This is a genomic window from Amycolatopsis sp. NPDC033938 (assembly GCF_055575975.1).
In genome coordinates, this window is record NZ_JBVIRO010000027.1 from 1 (window position 1) to 17,965 (window position 17,965).

The window sequence follows — 17,965 nt, forward strand, 5'->3', positions numbered from 1 at the left end:
ACCTTCACACCTTCCCCAGTACATGATGGCCCCCTTCCTTGCGCCTAGCGCAAGGAAGGGGGCCATCATGTACCTCACGCCAGCAAGTCCGCAGGACACGGGTAGGCACCTGAGAGAGGGTTCGCTCTAACCCGAATCGCCACTCACGACCCCCACCCGAAACCGTGCAACTTGCCCAAACCGGGCACATTTGTCCCGCAAAGTGTCCCTCATGGACAGTCAAGAACCGGGTGCGCCCCCTTCGCGTGAGCCGCTCTCGCCGGGTCCATCACGGCAGGTTCGCTTTGTCCCGCTCTAGCAGTGGAGCCAACCAACAGTTATGCGACCTTGCCCCACTTCGACCACTTGACAGAGCCCTCTGACGCACTAAAGTTCAACCAACACGTTGATCAACCCACCGGTTGAATGAAGCCGCGGAAGAGAATCGAACGATGACCGACCTGACGATCACGCGCCTTCTCGACGCTCCGCGCGACCTCGCCTTCCGGGTGTGGACCGATCCAGACCATCTCGCCCACTGGTGGGGCCCTGCCGGGTTCACCACCCGATCCTGCACGGTCAACCTCACCGAGGGTGGCCGGTGGCGCACCTGCATCGGCGACGGCGAGACCGAACTGTGGGCCTCGGGCGTCTACCACGAGATCGTCCCGCCGGAACGGCTCGTCTTCAGCTTCGCCTGGGAGGAGCCGGAAGGCGCGCGGGGGCACGACACTCTCGTCACCGTCGTCACCGTCGTCCTCGCCGACCGCGACGGCAAGACCGAGATGACGTTCCATCAAGAGATCTTCGAGACCGTGGCGGAGCGCGACGACCACGTCGACGGCTGGCAGTCCTGCTTCGGCCGCCTCTCCACCTATCTCACCGAACTCGGCTGACGACGTCCCGCAGCACTTCGCTGGCCCGCGCCACCCCGTCCTCCTCACGCAGTCGCGCGGCGACGTACTGCGCGCCGCGGCGGAAGAGGAGATTGCCGGACAGCTCCAGCAGCCGCGCGGTCATGGCGTCCGCGGTGAGGTCCCGGAAGGGCAGCGGCCGGGGTCCGGCGCCGAGACGGGACACCCGGTCGCCCCAGTAGGGCTGGTCGGAGAAGACCGGGCAGACCAGTGCCGGGACGCCCGCTCGCAACGCAGCCGCGGTCGTGCCCGCGCCACCGTGATGCACCACGGCCGCGGTGCGGGGGAAGAGCCACGTGTGCGGCACGTCCTGGACCGTCAGCAGATCGTCGTCGCCGAAGTCGGCGTCGGTACCGAGAAGACCGCGCAGCCCTGCCCGGCGCAGCGCGGTGCGGACGGCGGTGAACGCCCGTTCGGTCTCGGACGGCCGCATACTGCCGAACCCGACGTACACCGGCGGCGGTCCCGAGGCGAGGAAGTCCCGCAGACGCGGCTCCGGCCGCCATCCCGCGGAGGTTTCGAGGAACCAGTAACCCGTGACGTGGACACGGGCGGGCCAGTCCTTCGGCCTGGGCACGACGGCGTCGGAAAATCCGCACAGCACCGGGGTTTCCTTCCGCCGGGGCCCACGCCATCCGGCAGGCGGGAGACCGAGCGACCGGCCACGCCAGCGGTCCACCTCGGGCCGCAGCAACTGCCAGGCGACGGTGTCGACGGCGTGATAGCTCAGCCATCGCCCACCCGGCCCGAGTCTGGCCGCCCACGGCAGCAGCGGATGCGCGAACGCCCGGGTCGGCACGCTGGGCTGGTAGTGCAGTTCGACGTCGGGGACGCCGAGCGAAGCGCCGAGGTGCGCGCCGAGGAAGCCCAGCGTCGGGGCGAGTACGAGATCCGCCCCCTCCGCTCCTTTGTGGACATCCTCCAGCAGGCGCTCCAGTACCGGCGCCAGAGCGCCTCGCAAGCCGCGCAGGAAAGTCGCCGGATTACGCCCGCCTTCCGTCCATTCGCGGCCGCCCTCCGAGCCGAGAACCTCACTGGGATCGGCCGAGAGCGGAGCGAAGTCCAGACCGTGACCGGTCGCCAACGTCCGGAAGCGTTCCGCGGCCAGCACCCGGACGCGGTCACCGTCGACCGCGAGGCCACGCCCCAAGGCGATACACGGCTGGACGTCGCCCCGCGAACCCGGAGCGACGATGACGACGAGCCGGCTCACCGCTTCGCCGCCGTCAGCCGGTAACGGAGCCGGAACGGCAGATTCGCCAGCACGGCCGCGATCCGCGCGTCCCGGCCGACGAGGTAGCGCGGCGCGGGCCGCCGGGCGGTCAGCGCGTGGACGACGACGCGCGCGGCCCGTTCGGGCGGCACCCCGGACCGCGCGGAGCGCTCCGCGCTGCGTTCGGCCTCCTCCAGTTGCGCCGCGTACCTTTCCCGCGCGGCCTCCGGCAACGCGGCCCGCACCTCTTCGGCCGCGGCGCGGGCGCGTGACCAGATAGCGGTGGCGACCGCCCCGGGCTCGACGAGGACGACGCCGATCCCGGACGGCGCGAGTTCGGCACGCAGACTGTCGGTCAAGCCGACCAGGGCGAACTTCGACGTGTGATAGGGCCCGACCATCGGCCCGGCGATCCGGCCGCCCATCGATCCGACCGTCACGACGCGGGCGGCGGACGCGGCGCGCAGCGCGGGCAGCATCGCCTGCGTGACGGCGAGCTGACCGGTGACATTGACCTCCAGCTGCTGCCGGAAATCGTCGAGCGGCACATGCTCCAGCGGGCCGGGCCGGGCCATCCCGGCGTTGTTCACCAGTCCCCGCAACGGTCCCGCCGCCGCGACCTGCTCCCCGCACGCGGCGATCGACGCCGTGTCACGGAGATCCATCCGCAGCACGGTGACCGCCTCGCCGTACGTGCGGGCGAGTTCGGTTTCGTCCGCGTCGGTGCGCACACCGGCCCAGACGTGGGCGCCCTTGCGGACGAGTTCGGCCACGCAAGCCCGGCCGATCCCGCTGGAGGCACCGGTGACCACAAAGGACGGACGCGTCACGAGGCCTCCCCCGCCTTCACCGGCGCGGAGAGCGCGCGCAGCATCCGCGGCCAGGTCTTGTGCAGCTGGTCCTGCCAGTACGCCCAATGATGCGTGCCCGGCCCGTAGAAGTCCGTCATGACCGGGACGCCGAGCCGGTTCAGCCGGTCCGCCATCGCGGTGGTCTGACCCGAGCAAAGGAATTCGAGCAGCATCGCACCGGGCAGTACGTCGACCGGGAGCTTCCCGTCGAACGGGCCCGGCAGGCCGTTGCCCGTCGACAGGTACAACTCCGTGCCGCGCAGGCGGTCGGCGTTCACCAGTGGATCGTGCGCGTCCCACCGGGACGACTGGCGCCGCCGGTCACCCCAGAGCGCCTCGGGGTCCTGCCGGGCCGAGGCGACGATCGCGCTGGTCAGCAACTCGCCGTACGGGCCGGTGGGATTGAGGTTGCCACTGAACGAACCGGCGAACCGGAACACCCCCGGCCGCCGGGCGGCGAGTTCCACCGCGCCGTATCCGCCGAGCGAAAGCCCGGCCGCCACCCGCCGACCGTCGCCGCGATAGCCGCGATCGATGAGCTGCGGGATCTCGACGGCGGTGAAGGTCTCCCATTGATTGAGTACGACGTCCTTGCCGTAATTCCACCAGTCGGAATAGAACCCCGCGGAACCGGAACCCGGCATCACCACCAGGGCGCCGGAGTCGTCGGCGAGCTTCCGGATGTCGGTGTTGGCGGTCCAGCCTCGGTAGTCCTGCAGCCGGGTCTCCCCGGCGAGCAGGTACACCGACGGCCACTTCCGGTCCGGTTCGGCGGTCCAGCCCGACGGCAGGATCAGCCGGACCATCGCATAACTCCCGACGCCGACCGAGCGCACGGTGAGGTCCAGCATCCGGGGGTCACCGTCCACAGTGGTCTGGGCCACGACGTGTGTTCCGTCGTCGGCGCGGGCGTCCGGGACACCGTTCTCTGCCCGTGCCGGGGCGGTGGCGACGCTCGGCAGCAAGCACGTCACCGCCGCCAGAACCGCGACGGCCCGAAGCCGCCTCGAAGTATCGCGCATACGTAATCCTTTGTCCCGGTCGTTCGATCGAATCCCGAAAATGTGACGGCGATTACTCGCAAAAGAAATCCAGCGGTGCGGACACGTTAAGCGGAACAGCGCCTTCCAGGCAATTGTCCTGCCCACAATCCGGGAGGACAATGTGAATGCCAGGGAAACAAGAAATGCGTTCACCTCCCCCATCCGGGTGACCCGGCCCTCACGGACCGTGAGCGACTGTGGCACGGTGGTACCAGATTGCCTCGAACACCTGCGAAAAGTACGAAAGTCGCAGGTCACCCGCAGTACACGAAGGACATTTACGTTCTCTTGATACCTTCCGGTATTCGATTTCCCGTCGTAGCCTTCGTCGTGCCGCCCGAGTTCGGCGTCCGCTGACGCGACTCTGGCGCCCGCGTCCCACCGAAGGGACCACGCCCCCATCAGGACCCTTCCGAAAGGGCTATTCATGGCTGCCCGAATTCGCCGCACCCCCCGTTTTCCGCCGCCGAAGTGGCGGGGCCGCACAGTCGCGCTCGTCGCCTCCGCCGCCGCGCTGGCCACCATTTCCGGCGCGCCCGGAGAATCGATTCAGGCGGCCGCGACAGCAACCGCGCCGACCACCCCGGTCGCTCAGGCCGCTCCCGCCGTTCCGCCCGCCGCCCTGCTTCCGCCGGCGACCCTCCCGAACGCGTCCGCGCGCGACGGTTTCGACCTCACCCGTGCTCTGTCCACCTCGGACACCGGAGGCCGAGGGGAGAGCCGGATCGACGTCGACGGCTGCGAAGACGTCGTGCACGGCAAGCTGGTCGGCGCGAACGCCACCGGGCAGGGCTTCCAGTCCGCGGTGCCCGGCGGGCAGGTCTCCGAACTCGTGGCGCGTACGACGAACCCGCCCGACCTGACGGCGTGGGCCGCTCGGGCCGGGCGGTGCTCGAAGGTGACGGTCGACGACGCGGCCGGTACCGCGTTGTCGACCGTCACCGTCCACCCCGCGCCTGCCATCCCCGGCGTGAAAACCCTTTCCTACCAACAACTCCTGACGCTTCCCGGCCAACCCCCCGAACTGCCGGGACTGCGTCTGCGCACCGTCGCCATCGCCGCCGACGACGTACTGGTCGTGCTTCGTGACGCCGGGACCACCGGCCTCGATCTCGACGCCCTCGCCGTCGCCGCCTGGCAGCACGCCGCCGGACCGCTCGGCCGCTGAACCCGCGCCATCCCCCCGCCGATCCCCGAGGAGACCTCATGTCCCTGGCTCTTGAAAACCTGCCCGCCACGGCCGGCCCCACCCTCCCCGCCTGCCTCCGGCATTGGGCGGACGTCGCGGGCGACCGGCCCGCGGTGACCTTCACCGATTTCGCGGTCGATCGCGCCGGGCGCCGGCGAACCCTGACCTGGCGGCAACTCCAGGAGCGCGTCGACGCCGTCGCGGGCGCGCTTCCCGTCCGGCCGGGTGACCGGGTGGCCATCCTGTGCCCGCAAAGCGCGGACTACGTCGTCGGCTTCCTCGGCGCGATCACCGCGGGCGCGATCGCCGTGCCGCTGTTCGACCCGGGACTGCCCGGCCACGCCGGACGGCTCGCCGCGGTGCTGACCGACTGCTCCCCCACCGCCGTCGTCACCACCGCCGCGGCCGAGGAGCCGGTCCGCGAGTTCCTGTCCGGTCTGCCCGGCGGCGAACGTATCGCCGTCCTCGCGGCCGACCAGCCCGATGAAGGTCCCGCCCGCGCGTGGCCCGCGCCGGAAGCCGCACCGGACGACGTGGCGTACCTGCAGTACACCTCCGGTTCGACCCGCAGTCCGGCAGGCGTGGTGCTGACCCACGCCAACGTGCTGGCCAACGTCCGCCAAGCGGTGCACGGTCTCGGCATCGACCCGGCGTCGGGGACCACCGTGTCTTGGCTGCCGCTGTTCCACGACATGGGTCTCGTCCTCGGCCTGATCACCCCGCTGGCGATGGGTATGCGGTCGGTGCTGATGGATCCGCTGGCCTTCATCGAACGGCCGGTGCGGTGGCTGGAACTGCTGAGCGACCACAACGGAAGCTGGAGCGCCGCGCCGAACTTCGCGTTCCACTACTCCGCGACCCGGGTGCGCGAAGAGGACCGCGCCAGGCTTCGCCTCGACCGCGTCGCGGCGATCGTGAACGGCGCGGAGCCGATCAACCCCGGCGTCCTCGACCGGTTCCACGCCGCCTTCGCCGATTCCGGCTACCGGCCGGAGAAGACCCGACCCGCCTACGGACTGGCCGAGGCGACCGTCTTCGTCACCACCGGGCCGGGAGAGCCGCCGCGTGTCGCCACGTTCGACCGCGCCGCCCTCGGGACCGGAATCGCGCGGCAGGCCGACGACGGCCTCAAGCTCGTCGCCTGCGGTGTGCCCGTCGGCCAGCACGTCGCGTTGGTCGATCCGGAAACCGGCGTGGTGCTGGAAGACGGCTCGGTGGGCGAGATCTGGGTGCACGGGCCCAACGTCGGTACCGGCTACTGGCAGAAACCCTTGGAGAGCACCGAAACCTTCGGTGCCCGGCTGACCGGCGACCACGAAGGTCTCCCTGAGTGGCCGTGGCTGCGCACCGGCGACCTCGGTGTCCGCCACGACGGCGAGATCTACATCGCCGGCCGGATCAAGGATCTGCTCATCGTCGACGGCCGCAACCACTACCCCCAGGACGTCGAAGCGACGGCGGCCTCGGCCGACCGGGACATCCGGCCGGGCAGCGTCGCCGCGTTCGCCGTCGACGGGACCGACACCGAAGCCGCGGTCATCGTCGCCGAACACCGCCGCCACACCGAACTGACCACGGAGGACGAACGCGCCCTCTCCGCGTCCATCCGGCGGCTCGTTTCCGACGCACACGGCCTCTCGCTGCGCGACGTCGCGCTCGTCCCGGCGGGTCTGGTCCCGCGTACCTCCAGCGGCAAGATCGCGCGAAGCGCCTGCCGCGACCACTACCTCGCCGGAGACTACGGAAAGGCACTGGTGCGATGAGAAACCCGTCGTTCGACACCCCCGCACTGCGCCGCTGGCTGCTCGACACCGTCGCCGGGCACATCGGCGTTGACTCCGCCCGGCTCGAACCCGACCGCCCGCTCAGTGACTACGGCCTGTCCTCCCGCCAGGCCGTCGGTATCGCCGCGGACCTCGAAGACCTGCTCGGCACGCCGCTCCCGGCGACGCTGCTGTGGGAGAGCCCGACCATCGACCACCTCGCCCGCTCCCTCACCGGCGGCGCCGAACCGGAACCGGAATCGACCGGTACCGATCGCCGCCGTACCGATCCGATCGCCGTCGTCGGCCTCGGCTGCCGCTGGCCGGGCGCGAACGGCCTCGAGGAGTTCTGGGATCTGCTGCGGACCGGACGGGACGCCGTCCGGACGGCGCCGCCGGGCCGGTGGACCGCCGACGCCGCGCCGGTGGTCGGCGGTTTCCTCGACGACGTCGCCGGTTTCGACGCCGATCACTTCGGCATCACCCCGCGTGAGGCGTCCACAATGGACCCGCAGCAGCGGATGCTCCTCGAAGTCACCTGGGCGGCGCTGGAACACGCCGGGATCGCGCCGGCCTCCCTGCGCGGCAGCCGGACCGGCGTGTTCACCGGCATCTCCACGCACGACTACGGGCATCTCACGATGGCGGGCGGCGACGTGGATCTGTGGACGGCCACCGGCGCCGCCGGAAGCATCTCGGCCAACCGGTTGTCCTACATCTACGACCTGCGCGGGCCGAGTATGGCGGTGGACACCGCCTGCTCGTCTTCGCTGGTCGCGGTGCACCACGCGGTACGCGCGCTGCGGGACGGCGAGGCGGAACTGGCCTTGGCCGCCGGGGTGAACCTCATGCTGCTTCCCGGGCCGACGGCCGCGTTCGCCGCGGCCGGGCTGCTCGCGGGCGACGGCCGCTGCAAGACCTTCGCCGCGGGCGCCGACGGCATCGCGCGTGCGGAAGGCTGCGGCGTCGTCGTCCTCAAGCGGCTGGCGGACGCCGAGTACGACGGCGACCGGGTGCTCGCGGTGATCCGCTCCACCGCGGTCAACTCCGACGGCCGGTCACAGGGCCTCGCCGCCCCGAACCCGGTCGCCCAGCAGGACATGCTGCGCACGGCGTACCACGGCGCGCGCCTCGATCCGTCCACTGTGGACTACGTCGAGGCGCACGGCACCGGCACGCTGCTCGGCGACCCGATCGAGGCACGCTCGCTCGGCGCCGTGCTCGGCAAGGACCGGACGGCCGACGCTCCCTTGCTGATCGGTTCGGTGAAGACGAACATCGCGCACGCGGAAGCGGCCGCCGGGATCGCCGGGCTGATCAAGGTCGTCCTCGCCATGACCCACGACGAACTGCCGCCCCAGCTGCACTTCGCCGCGCCCAACCCGCACATCCCGTTCGACGACCTGCGCCTGAAGGTGGTGACCGAGCCGACCCCGTGGCCGCGCCACTCCGGGCGTGCCACGGCGGGGGTGTCCGCGTTCGGGTTCGGCGGGACCAACGCGCACGTCGTCCTCGAACAGGCGCCGGTGCTGGAGCCCGCGCCGGAACGCGCCGACGTCCGGATCGGGCTGCTGTCCGCCCGGACCTCCGATCGCCTCGCCGAACGGGCGACCCAGCTGGCGAACTGGCTGGAATCACCGGCGGCGGCGTCGGTTTCCCTCGCCGACGTCACCCACACCCTGTTCCGGCGCGACAACGGCGGGCCGCACCGCGCCGCCGTCGTCGCCGGGGACACCGCGGAGCTGGCGGTCCTGCTGCGCGCCGTCGGCACCGGAGCCGATCCGCTGCCCGCCGGGGCGGTCACCGGCGCCACCCGGACCACCGGCGGACCGGTGTTCGTGTTCTCCGGCCACGGCTCCCAATGGCCCGGCATGGGACGCGGGCTGCTGGCCGCCGAACCCGCCTTCGCCGCACAGGTCGACAAGCTCCACGACCTGTTCACCGAGCACACCGGCCGGTCACTGCGTTCCTTGCTCACCACCGAGAATCCCCTGCCACTGCCGGAAACGCAGGCGGCCATCTTCGGGACGCAGATCGCGCTGGCCGCCCAATGGGAGGCGCTCGGCGTCCGGCCCGCGGCCGTCATCGGGCACTCATTGGGCTCCGCGGCCGCCGCGGTCGTGAGCGGAGTGCTCACCGCCGACGAGGCCGTTCACCTGGTCGCGACCCGTGCCCGGCTGCTCGGCACCATCGGTCCCGGCGGCGCGATGGCGGCGGTGGAACTGGCGCCGGAGGAACTCGAGCTGTACCCGGACATCGAACTCGCCGTCGAATCCGCGCCGGGGCAGCTGACCGTGGCGGGTGACGCCACCGTCCTCGACCTGCTCGTCTCGGAACTCGTGGCGGCCGGGCTGACCGCGCGGCTGCTGCCGGTCGAGGTCGCCGGGCATTCCGTCCGCGTCGACCCCGTCCTGCCCGCGCTCCGGGAGGCGCTCGCCGAACTGGGTGGTCGCCGCCCCGCGGTGCCTTGGTACGACACGGTTCTGGCCGATCCGCGCGAGTTGCCGGATTTCGACGCCGGGTACTGGGCCGCACATCTGCGCCGTCCGGTGCGGTTCCGGCAGGCCGTGGCGGCCGCCGCCGCGGACGGCCACGGCGTCTTCGTCGAGGTGTCGCCCCATCCGATCCTGCGGGGTTCGGTGGCACGGACGCTCGAAGCGGAGGGTGTCCACGACGCCGTCGTCACCGGAACCCTGCGCCGGGGTCAGGACGAGGTCCGCGCGCTCGGTGCCGCCGCGGCCGAACTCTATTGCGCGGGCACCCGGATCACCCCGGCCGATCCGGACGACGGCGCCAGGCTCGTCGACGTCCCGCCGATGCCGTGGCGGCACGAACGGCACTGGTACACCGCCGTCGAGGAGCCGCCGGCGTTCGCGACACGCACGGCCGAACCCGAACCCGTCCGAAGCGGTGGCGGGAACCGGCTGACCGAGATCGTCGCCGCCGTCATGGGGCTGCGGCCCGACCGGATCGACGCCGACGTCCCGCTCGTCGAACTCGGGCTGGACTCCCTGATGGCGAACCGGATCCGCGAAGCCGTCCGCCGGGAGTTCGGTACCGAACCCGATGCCGCCAGCGTGCTCCGGGGCGCCACCCTCGCCGACCTGAACCGCGATCTCGCACCGCGCGAAGACGAGGATCCGCTTCCGGCGAGAGGCCGTGCCTGGGACGCGGCGGACCGGCTGGTGCTGCGCCTGTGGCAGGAGCACACCGGGGCCGAAGCGGGTGGCACGCAGGTCCGGCTGACCGACACTCCCGCGCCGGACCGGCTGGCCGGACTGCTCGCCGAGGGGCTCAGCACCGAACTCGACACCCCGATCGACGCCGCGGAACTCCGGCGGCACGACTCGCTCGCGGCCATCGCCGACATCGCCCGCGCCGTCCTCGACACGCGGGAGGAACGAGGGCCGGTGCACGTCCTCACACCCGGCGAGTCCGGTGTCGAACCCCTGCTGCTGTTCCACCCCGGCGGCAGCACCTGCACCGTCTACCGGCCGCTGCTGGACCGGTTGCCGACAGCAGTGCCGTGTGTCGGGTTCGAACGCGTTCCCGGTATCGGTATCGAGGAACGCGTCGAACATCTGCTGCCGCTGGTGCGGGCACAGCATCGCGATGGGCCGTACCGGCTGGCGGGCTGGTCGTTCGGCGGAGCACTGGCTTACGGCGTCGCCGCGCGGCTCGCGGAGGAAGGCGAAGAGGTCGAGTTCGTCGCGCTGATCGACACCATGCTCCCGCTTCCCGAGCCGGACCTCGATCCGCGGGCGTCGTCCGCCCGGCGGTTCCTGCGGTTCACCGGTTACGTCGAAGGGACCTACGGCCGTGAAGTCCGGCTCGGTCACGAGGAACTGGCACCGTTGCCCGAAGAGGAGCAGATCGAGCTGACCATGCGGCGGGTCGCGGAAGCAGGCTTGCTCAGCCCCGGCGTCCTGCGGCACCAGCGACAGTCCTTTTTGGACACGCTGGCGGCGGAACGGGGCACGCCCCGCCGCTACGACGGCCGTGTCGTCCTCTATCGGGCGACAGAGCAGTACGCCGCCGGACTGGCGATGGAGCCGCGCTACTCCCGCACCGACCTCGCGGCAGGCTGGGCGGAACTGTGCCCTGGACTGGAGATCGTGCCGGTCGAGGCCCATCACCTGTCGGTGGTCGACCCGCCGCATGTCGATGTCGTGGCGAGGCATCTGGCAGGGCTCCTGTGACCACGGCCCGGGCCGAGCGGGCGGTCCGCGCCAGACCGCTGCTGGCGGTACTCGGCGCCGGGCTCTTCCTCGTGGCGGTGGACGCGACCGTACTGCACGTCGCGCTGCCCGACCTCGTCCGGCAGCTGCGGCCGAGCGCGGCCGCGCAGGTGTGGATCGTGGCGATCTACCCGTTGACCGCCGCGCCGCTGCTGCTGCCGTTCGGCACCCTCGGCGACCGGTACGGGCGGCGACGCGTGCTGGTCACCGGGTACGTCGTGTTCGGGGTCGCCTCGCTCGGCTGCGCGTTCGCGCCGAACGCCCCGGTACTGCTGGGTTTCCGGGCGCTCCTCGGTTGCGGTGGCGCGATGATCATGCCGGTGACGATGTCGCTGCTCCGGGAACTCTTCCCGGAGCAGCGACAGCGCCGGACGGCGATCGCGGTGTGCAGCGGGATCGCGGGCACCGGTTCGGTGTTCGGGCCGATCCTGGGCGGCGTGCTCGTCGAGACGTGGGGCTGGCGCGCCACTTTCCTGCTGAACCCGCCGGTGATCCTGGTGGCCGTGGTGCTGGCGCTGCGGTGGCTGCCCCGGAATCCGCCGGGGCGGCGGCCGTGGGACGCGCTCAGCGCGGGTCTCGCGGCGGGCGGTGTCCTCGGGATCGCGTTCGCCGTCGGGCAACCGGGTTCCTGGGTGACGGCCGTCGTCTCCGGCGTGGCCGGGTGTGTCCTCATCGGACTGTTCCTGCGCCGCCAGCGCCGGACCGATCCGCCGTTGCTGGACCTGACCCTGTTCCGGCTGCCCGGTGTGCGGGCCGCGGTCGGCGGGGTGCTGCTGGTGATGAGCACGCTGGTCGGGCTCGGTCTGCTGTTCGCGCAGTACCTCCAGGTGGTGCTCGGCCTCTCCCCCACCGCGGCGGCGGCGCGGCTGCTGCTGGTGCTCGGCGCGTCGGCCGTCGGCAGCGTGGTGACCCCGGGGCTGCTGGAGCGGTTCGGCAACGCGAGGGTCCGCACCGCCGGATTCGGCGTGACGGCGGTGTCGTTGGTGGTCCCGGCGGCGGGGTCGGCCGCGCTGACCTCGCCGGTGCTCCTCTGCGCCGGGCTGACGGGTTTGGGGCTGGGTATGGCGCTCGCGCTGACGTCGAGCACCGACACGCTGCTTTCGGCGACGTCCGCGGAGCAGGCCGGAGGTGCCGCGGCGGTGGAGAAGACCGGCTACGAACTGGGCGCGGGTTTCGGCACGACGTTGTTCGGCTCCCTGGCGGCCGCCGTGTACGCGGGACAGTTGGCGGTGCCGGCCGCGGTCCCCGAGCAGGCACGGCTGCTCGCCTTGTCGGGACCCGCTCAAGCGGAGACAGCCGCCTCGGGACTGGCCTCAGGATTGGCGGGCGAACTGCTCGAAGCCGCGCGGATCGCTTACACCACCGGACTTCAGGTATCCGCGGGCGTCGCCGCCGGACTGTTCTCGATGGCCACGGTCGCGTCTGGCCTCATGAGTGGTAATGACGGTTATTGAGGAGTAAGGCAAATATGGCGTAATCGGCTCGCTAACTGGCGGCGGGCGAGGAGTGCCCCGTTGAGGCGGGGCGTCGCGCGACTGTCCACAAGGGACACCTTTCAGGGAATCGGTGTCCGATTGATGGCGCTATGTGCGGTTTCTGCGTGGGGTCGTGAGTGGCGAATAGGGTTAGAGCCCTCATTGCCACTCACGACCCCCGCGCGAAACCGCTGACTTACCCCTCAATAGAACCGTCATTACCACTCACGAGCCGACCGATCCGCCATTCAGTAGCCGCGCGCCGGCGGGCTCGGCACAACTCGAGTGGTGACAGCACGCTCGCCCGACGTGAGGCGGGAGTCGCCGAATGCCGGGTACGGCGGCGATGGGTGAAACGATAGCTTCAGCGGGCTCGGCGCGGTGGCGAGGAACCGGATCTGTCAAAGGTTCTCAAAGAGCTCTTCGTAGCGATTGCCGAGCCGGGTGCGCAGTTTGCCGAGCTCGTGGCGCAGGGGGTACCTGACTTCGTATTCCCCCGGCCCGGGCGACGATCGCAGCGGCACTGTCACCACGTTGCCGTCGACTCCGATCATCGGCTCCGACCAGACCTCGCCACCGCCGGTCACGGTGACGAGGTAGGGACCGCCATCGCCGACGTGCTGGTCGAACGTCAGCCGAACCAGCCGCGGTGCCACGGAGACCTTCGAGTCGGCACGCGGGCTCGTGCTCGTCACCTCGGGTGAGGCCGAGGCTGAGGGCGCGATGCCGAAGAACAGCAACACGGACAAGGCGGCTGTCAGCAAGCGCATGACGAGATCTCCTTACCTGAACCGAAGACGTGCCGACCGGGAACCGCAGGACGCGCCACCCAGCGGCACTGTCATGACCATCGACTCCCTCTCGGTGAAGGCTCGGAGCTCCGGATCGGGGAAGGTGCGCCGGAGCCCCGAGCCGCCAGCCGTTCAGCAGTTCACGTTCACCGGGTCCGCGCGGGTGTCCCAGGCTTGGCCCCTGGTCTGACCCGTGACCGAGCCGCCCACGTACCAGTAGTAGTGGCCGTAGTAGCGCTTGCCGAAGTGGATCTCCCAAATGCCGGTGACGCGAACCTGCTGCTTGGAAGCCCATATGATGACGCGGGATTTCTTGGCGACGTCCTGGCGGATCTCGTCCACCTTGCTCTCCGACCACGACCACTCGCGCGAGTAGCTGGACGAGATCGACGCCGAGAACTTCTTGCCGAGCTTCACGCCGGCGTTGATCTCGACGCCGAACGTGTTCGTGGTGGTGGTCGCGGCCTCCCAGCGGATCACCCTGACCTGGTTGGCGTTCGTGCAGTTCGTCGAGCTTCCCGCGAGCTGGCGGGGGCCGTTGATGACCTCCATGCCGTCGGGCTTGAACTCGCAGTAGTCGGTCTTGCCCGACTCACATTGCTGCATGAGCTGCTGCCTGGTCGGCTGGTCGGCCTCGGTGACGGCGCTCGCGGCCGGCATCGTGGTGAAGGCTGCCGCGATCGCCAACGCGAGGGCTGCCAGGATCTTGGTCCTGTTCGACATCAGAATGTTCCTCATCAGCTCAAACCGACGGTTACCGTTGGGGCCGTCCACGAGACGTCCGGCGTGTTCCCCTTGAACGGGCCCTCCCGGTTGCCGTCCTTGTCGTAAAGCCACACCCAGCAGGTCGACCACGCTTGGACGGAGCCGACCCGGTTGCTCAACAAGGAGCCGAGCTTGACGCTGTAATCGACCTTGCCGTTCTGCGGGCACGGCCGCGGCACCCAAATGGTCAGGGCGTCGCCGCTGTAGTCGAGTCCGCTGAAGACCCGGCCACCGATGACGTCGTTGGGGCCGCGGACGCCACTCGAGCCACTACATCCGTACTTGCCCGTGGTCCACGAATAGTCGCACCGTTGGGCCGCGCTCGCCGTGCCGGGTGCGATACCGACAACGGTAGCGGCGACAGCGAGTGCAGCCGCTGTCGCCGCGATCTTGGGCGTAATTGTCATTCTCACCGTGGAAGACCTTTCTCTCAGGCATATCCTTGCCTTACGGGAAACGTAGGCCAGGCTGACCGTGAGAGCTATCCGAATGGTTCGGAACTCGGTTTGTGGTTTGTCGAACGGCTCGAATCAGGGTTCGGTCCGCAGTCCGTCGTGTCGATGCCTGTGAGACGGTGAGAGTGACTCGGTGATCGTGTGGCACGTGAACGCCCTGGACACGCCGTATGCAGATATCTCGGTGCGCCGCGCCCGGATGTGTTTTCGGGCCAAACGACGAATGTTGTCATCCGTGTTCCATGTGACCCGAAAGGCCGCGTTATGTCTCGTTTGGTGGAATGGTCATGCTGGCTGTCCGGCCTGATGCTCGTCAGCGTTCCGCAGAATTCGGAGGCGGTACCGACATAGGTGGCGATCACGCCACCGACGCCTGACGTGGGCCTGTTCTCTGAATGACCCCAGCACGGCTTTTGGTTTTCGTGTGGTCAGGCGGCGTGATCGGAGGCCGGTTGGGAGACGTCATGGCCCCGGTCGATCGGTTCGGCGGCCCTGGCGTCGACGGGAGCAGAGGCGGTATCGCACCGTGCCTTTCGGCTCCCGTGCAGACGTTGGTCACCTCGCTGTGTCATCCTCCGAGTGCCGCCGGGTCCGCCACCTCGACCAGCGCGATGTCGAGGTCGAACTCCGAATCCGCCGCACCCGTCAACGGGAATCCACATCGAAGTAGCGGGCGGCTACACCACCGCGCATCCCCAGCGGCGCATCCTGGTCAAGGGCGCTTCCAGGTCAGAGCGGAGACGAGGCGCCGATCCAACTGGGAGTCGCAGTTCGTGTTCCCCGGTGTCCGGGCTGTGTTGCGGCGGCGGTCCAACTTCCGGCAGAGGGCGTGGTTGCCCGCGAAGGCTGGCAACGCGAAGCTCGGGTGGAGGCCGTTGAACCCGGAACCGCACTTCCATGATCTGCGGCAATACGCACGAGAGCTTGGGTATCGCGAACGTGTCCACCACGCCTTGTAACGTGAGAAGGCCCCATCCTTGCCGGATGGGGCCTTCTCCGCGGTGGGCGATACTGGGATCGAACCAGTGACCTCTTCGGTGTGAACGAAGCGCTCTCCCCCTGAGCTAATCGCCCGTGGTACGAACTCCGGTCCGCTGGGGAAGCGAACCTGGTGCGCGATACTGGGATTGAACCAGTGACCTCTTCCGTGTCAGGGAAGCGCTCTCCCGCTGAGCTAAACGCGCGTGGTGAAGTTGTTCGTACTGAAGACAGCTTAGCGGACCCGATTCCGGGCCCGCACAGGGGATCCCCTTCTCGATCGAACCCCAGGCGAGCAGGCGGATTCAGGGCTTCGGGAGCTTCGGCACGATCGAGGCGGCGATCTCCTTCGTCCGGTCGCAGGGGCTTCCGCTCCCCTCCTTGGCACTCAGCCGGACGGCGACGAGTTCGGCCTCGCGCTCCGGCAGCGGACGGTGCCGCCAGGTCACGGTGCAGTTCGTGCCCCCGAACTCCCGGATGTCGCCGGTGACGCCGTTGCCGAGGTCGACCGGCGAACCCTCGGGCACGTAGGCGCCCCGGCTCAGCTCGACGGTCAGCCTCTCGCCACCGCCCTGCCACTCGCAGATACGCAGTGTCTGCGAACCGGCCTGCGCGTTGGGAAGGTTCTTGGCGACCACCGCGGCATCAGGGACGGCGCACGGATCGAACGGCAGCAGGCTCGCCGGGTCGCTCGGGCGGTCGACCTCGTGCGTGCGCAGCCGGGTGACGGCGGCGGTCAGCATGTCGTCGGCGGCCTTGCAGGGGTCGCCTTCCCGGCCAGGGTGCGAGACGAAGACGCCGAGCCGCCGATCCGCCGGGAGCTGGACGATCGAATCGCATCCGCCGCTGATCGTGCTGCGCAGCAACGGAAGTCCATCGGCCGTTCGATCCGTTCGCACGGCACCGCTGGTGCTCATGCCCTCGCCGAGCCGGATCTCGAAGGACTCGCCGTTGATACCGGTGTACTTGCAACGGGCGGGGTAGAACGAATTCGTGTCCGGCTTCAGGGTGCCGAACTCCTGCACGAACCGGCCGTCGAGGACCTTGCACGGGTCCACCAGGCGCAGGCGTTCCGGACTGAGCGCCTCGGTGGCCGCCAGCGAGGTCACGCCGGGGTTCTCGGGTTTGGCGTAGTCGGCGATGGAGAGCACGAGCGCGACGATCCCGGTGACCACGAGCAGGACGACCGCGCCGAGCGTCCCGAACAGGATCTTCTTCGTCCGCGGCGCCATCTTCTTGGGCGGCGGTCGCCAGATCGGCAGGGGCAGCGCCAGCACCGAGCGCACTTCGGCGTCCTGCTGCTGGATCCGGGCGTGCACGGACGGCGGCCAGGGAGCCGCGCCGGGCGGCACCGGGCCGAGGTGGTCCAGGATCTGGGCCGGGGTCGGGCGGCGCGCCGGATCCTTGGCGAGGCACGGCTCGGCGAGCCGCCGGATCTCCTCCGGGACGCCGGTGAGATCCGGGACGGCGTGCACGACGTTATACAGCGTTTGGGGTGCGGTCGGACCGGTGAACGGGCCGCGGCCGGTGGCCGCCATGACCAGGATCGCGCCGAGGGAGAACACGTCGCTCGCCCCGGTGACCTGCCCGCTCCCGGCCTGTTCCGGGGACATGAACGCGGGCGACCCGATGATCGCGCCCGTCCCGGTGAGGTCCTGCGCCTCCTCCGCCACCCGTGCGATGCCGAAGTCGATCACCCTGGGCCCGTCACTCGTGAGAATGATGTTGCTGGGCTTGAGATCCCGGTGGATCAGCCCGGCACGGTGGATCTCGGTCAGCGCGGCGGCGAGCCCGGACGCCAGCAGGCGCACCGGCCCGGCGGGCAGCGGGCCGGTGGCGTCCACCGCTTCCTTCAACGACGGCCCGGTGACGAAGACCGAGGCGAGCCACGGGGTTTCTGCTTCCGCGTCGGCGTCCATGACCGCGGCGGTGTAGGCACCGGATACCAGCCGGGAGGTGGCGACCTCGCGCCGGAACCGTTCACGGAAGCGGGGATCGTGCGCGAACTGGGCGTGCAGCTGTTTGACCGCGACGAGCCTGCCGTCCGGCGCGAGGCCCAGTACGACGCGGCCCATGCCGCCCTCGCCGAGCTCGGCGATGATCCGGTACGGGCCGATCTGCCGGGGTTCGCCGGGCTTCAACGGTTTCACTGAGCTGTTCGTCCTTGGTCGAGGTGGTCGGAGCGGTGCCGGCGTGGCGTGGGCCGGGTTGGTCGTGAGTGGCGATTCGGGTTATTAAAACCAAAACCCCACAACCCCCAAACCACCCCGCGCCCCACACCCCCCCCACGGGTTGGTAGATTATTTGTTTG

Annotated in this window: 12 protein-coding genes and 2 tRNA genes; 5 read left to right on the forward strand and 9 right to left on the reverse strand. The window is 70.0% G+C overall.

Annotation, left to right across the window (positions count from 1 at the left end; translation table 11 throughout):
* The first annotated feature begins 431 nt into the window (after positions 1 to 431).
* Positions 432 to 875 (forward strand): SRPBCC domain-containing protein, encoded by a 444-nt coding sequence (locus ACZ5ZX_RS38410; protein ID WP_465506910.1) that lies wholly within the window; start codon positions 432 to 434, stop codon positions 873 to 875.
* Here the strand turns inward: ACZ5ZX_RS38410 and ACZ5ZX_RS38415 are convergent.
* From ACZ5ZX_RS38415 to ACZ5ZX_RS38425, 3 genes are read right to left on the reverse strand one after another with little or no spacing between them, the layout of a single operon-like run.
* The gene (locus ACZ5ZX_RS38415) at positions 859 to 2,106 is read right to left on the reverse strand and encodes a glycosyltransferase (RefSeq protein WP_465506911.1); all 1,248 of its coding nucleotides are present in this window, start codon (positions 2,104 to 2,106) and stop codon (positions 859 to 861) included. The genes ACZ5ZX_RS38410 and ACZ5ZX_RS38415 overlap by 17 nt on opposite strands.
* Positions 2,103 to 2,936 (reverse strand): SDR family NAD(P)-dependent oxidoreductase, encoded by an 834-nt coding sequence (locus ACZ5ZX_RS38420; protein ID WP_465506912.1) that lies wholly within the window; start codon positions 2,934 to 2,936, stop codon positions 2,103 to 2,105. The genes ACZ5ZX_RS38415 and ACZ5ZX_RS38420 overlap by 4 nt, the downstream gene beginning before the upstream one ends.
* Positions 2,933 to 3,979 (reverse strand): alpha/beta hydrolase, encoded by a 1,047-nt coding sequence (locus ACZ5ZX_RS38425; protein ID WP_465506913.1) that lies wholly within the window; start codon positions 3,977 to 3,979, stop codon positions 2,933 to 2,935. The genes ACZ5ZX_RS38420 and ACZ5ZX_RS38425 overlap by 4 nt, the downstream gene beginning before the upstream one ends.
* A gap of 448 nt (positions 3,980 to 4,427) precedes the next feature.
* On the opposite strand from ACZ5ZX_RS38425, the gene ACZ5ZX_RS38430 reads away from it, so the two are divergent.
* The 4 genes from ACZ5ZX_RS38430 to ACZ5ZX_RS38445 are packed head-to-tail and all read left to right on the forward strand — an operon-like array spanning position 4,428 to position 12,644.
* Positions 4,428 to 5,168, forward strand: a complete 741-nt coding sequence (locus ACZ5ZX_RS38430) for a hypothetical protein (RefSeq protein WP_465506914.1) — start codon at positions 4,428 to 4,430, stop codon at positions 5,166 to 5,168.
* A gap of 38 nt (positions 5,169 to 5,206) precedes the next feature.
* Complete coding sequence (locus ACZ5ZX_RS38435; protein WP_465506915.1) at positions 5,207 to 6,952, forward strand: fatty acyl-AMP ligase; 1,746 nt, start codon at positions 5,207 to 5,209, stop codon at positions 6,950 to 6,952.
* The gene (locus ACZ5ZX_RS38440) at positions 6,949 to 11,151 is read left to right on the forward strand and encodes a beta-ketoacyl synthase N-terminal-like domain-containing protein (protein WP_465506916.1); all 4,203 of its coding nucleotides are present in this window, start codon (positions 6,949 to 6,951) and stop codon (positions 11,149 to 11,151) included. The genes ACZ5ZX_RS38435 and ACZ5ZX_RS38440 overlap by 4 nt, the downstream gene beginning before the upstream one ends.
* Positions 11,148 to 12,644 carry an MFS transporter gene (locus ACZ5ZX_RS38445; RefSeq protein ID WP_465506917.1) on the forward strand — a complete coding sequence of 499 codons (1,497 nt, stop codon included), beginning with the start codon at positions 11,148 to 11,150 and terminating at the stop codon, positions 12,642 to 12,644. The genes ACZ5ZX_RS38440 and ACZ5ZX_RS38445 overlap by 4 nt, the downstream gene beginning before the upstream one ends.
* Before the next feature lie 422 nt (positions 12,645 to 13,066).
* Here the strand turns inward: ACZ5ZX_RS38445 and ACZ5ZX_RS38450 are convergent, their stop codons facing one another.
* From ACZ5ZX_RS38450 to ACZ5ZX_RS38475, 6 genes are all read right to left on the reverse strand, one after another.
* Entirely contained in the window at positions 13,067 to 13,435 is a 369-nt protein-coding gene (locus ACZ5ZX_RS38450; protein WP_465506918.1) for a copper resistance CopC family protein, read from the reverse strand.
* Between the two features lie 153 nt (positions 13,436 to 13,588).
* Positions 13,589 to 14,179, reverse strand: a complete 591-nt coding sequence (locus ACZ5ZX_RS38455) for a hypothetical protein (RefSeq protein WP_465506919.1) — start codon at positions 14,177 to 14,179, stop codon at positions 13,589 to 13,591.
* Positions 14,180 to 14,193: 14 nt separating this feature from the next.
* Positions 14,194 to 14,628, reverse strand: a complete 435-nt coding sequence (locus ACZ5ZX_RS38460; protein ID WP_465506920.1) for a hypothetical protein — start codon at positions 14,626 to 14,628, stop codon at positions 14,194 to 14,196.
* 1,050 nt (positions 14,629 to 15,678) lie between these two features.
* A tRNA-Val gene (locus ACZ5ZX_RS38465) sits at positions 15,679 to 15,750 on the reverse strand.
* 35 nt (positions 15,751 to 15,785) lie between these two features.
* A tRNA-Val gene (locus ACZ5ZX_RS38470) sits at positions 15,786 to 15,860 on the reverse strand.
* 99 nt (positions 15,861 to 15,959) lie between these two features.
* Entirely contained in the window at positions 15,960 to 17,804 is a 1,845-nt protein-coding gene (locus tag ACZ5ZX_RS38475; protein WP_465506921.1) for a serine/threonine-protein kinase, read from the reverse strand.
* Positions 17,805 to 17,965: the final 161 nt, after the last annotated feature.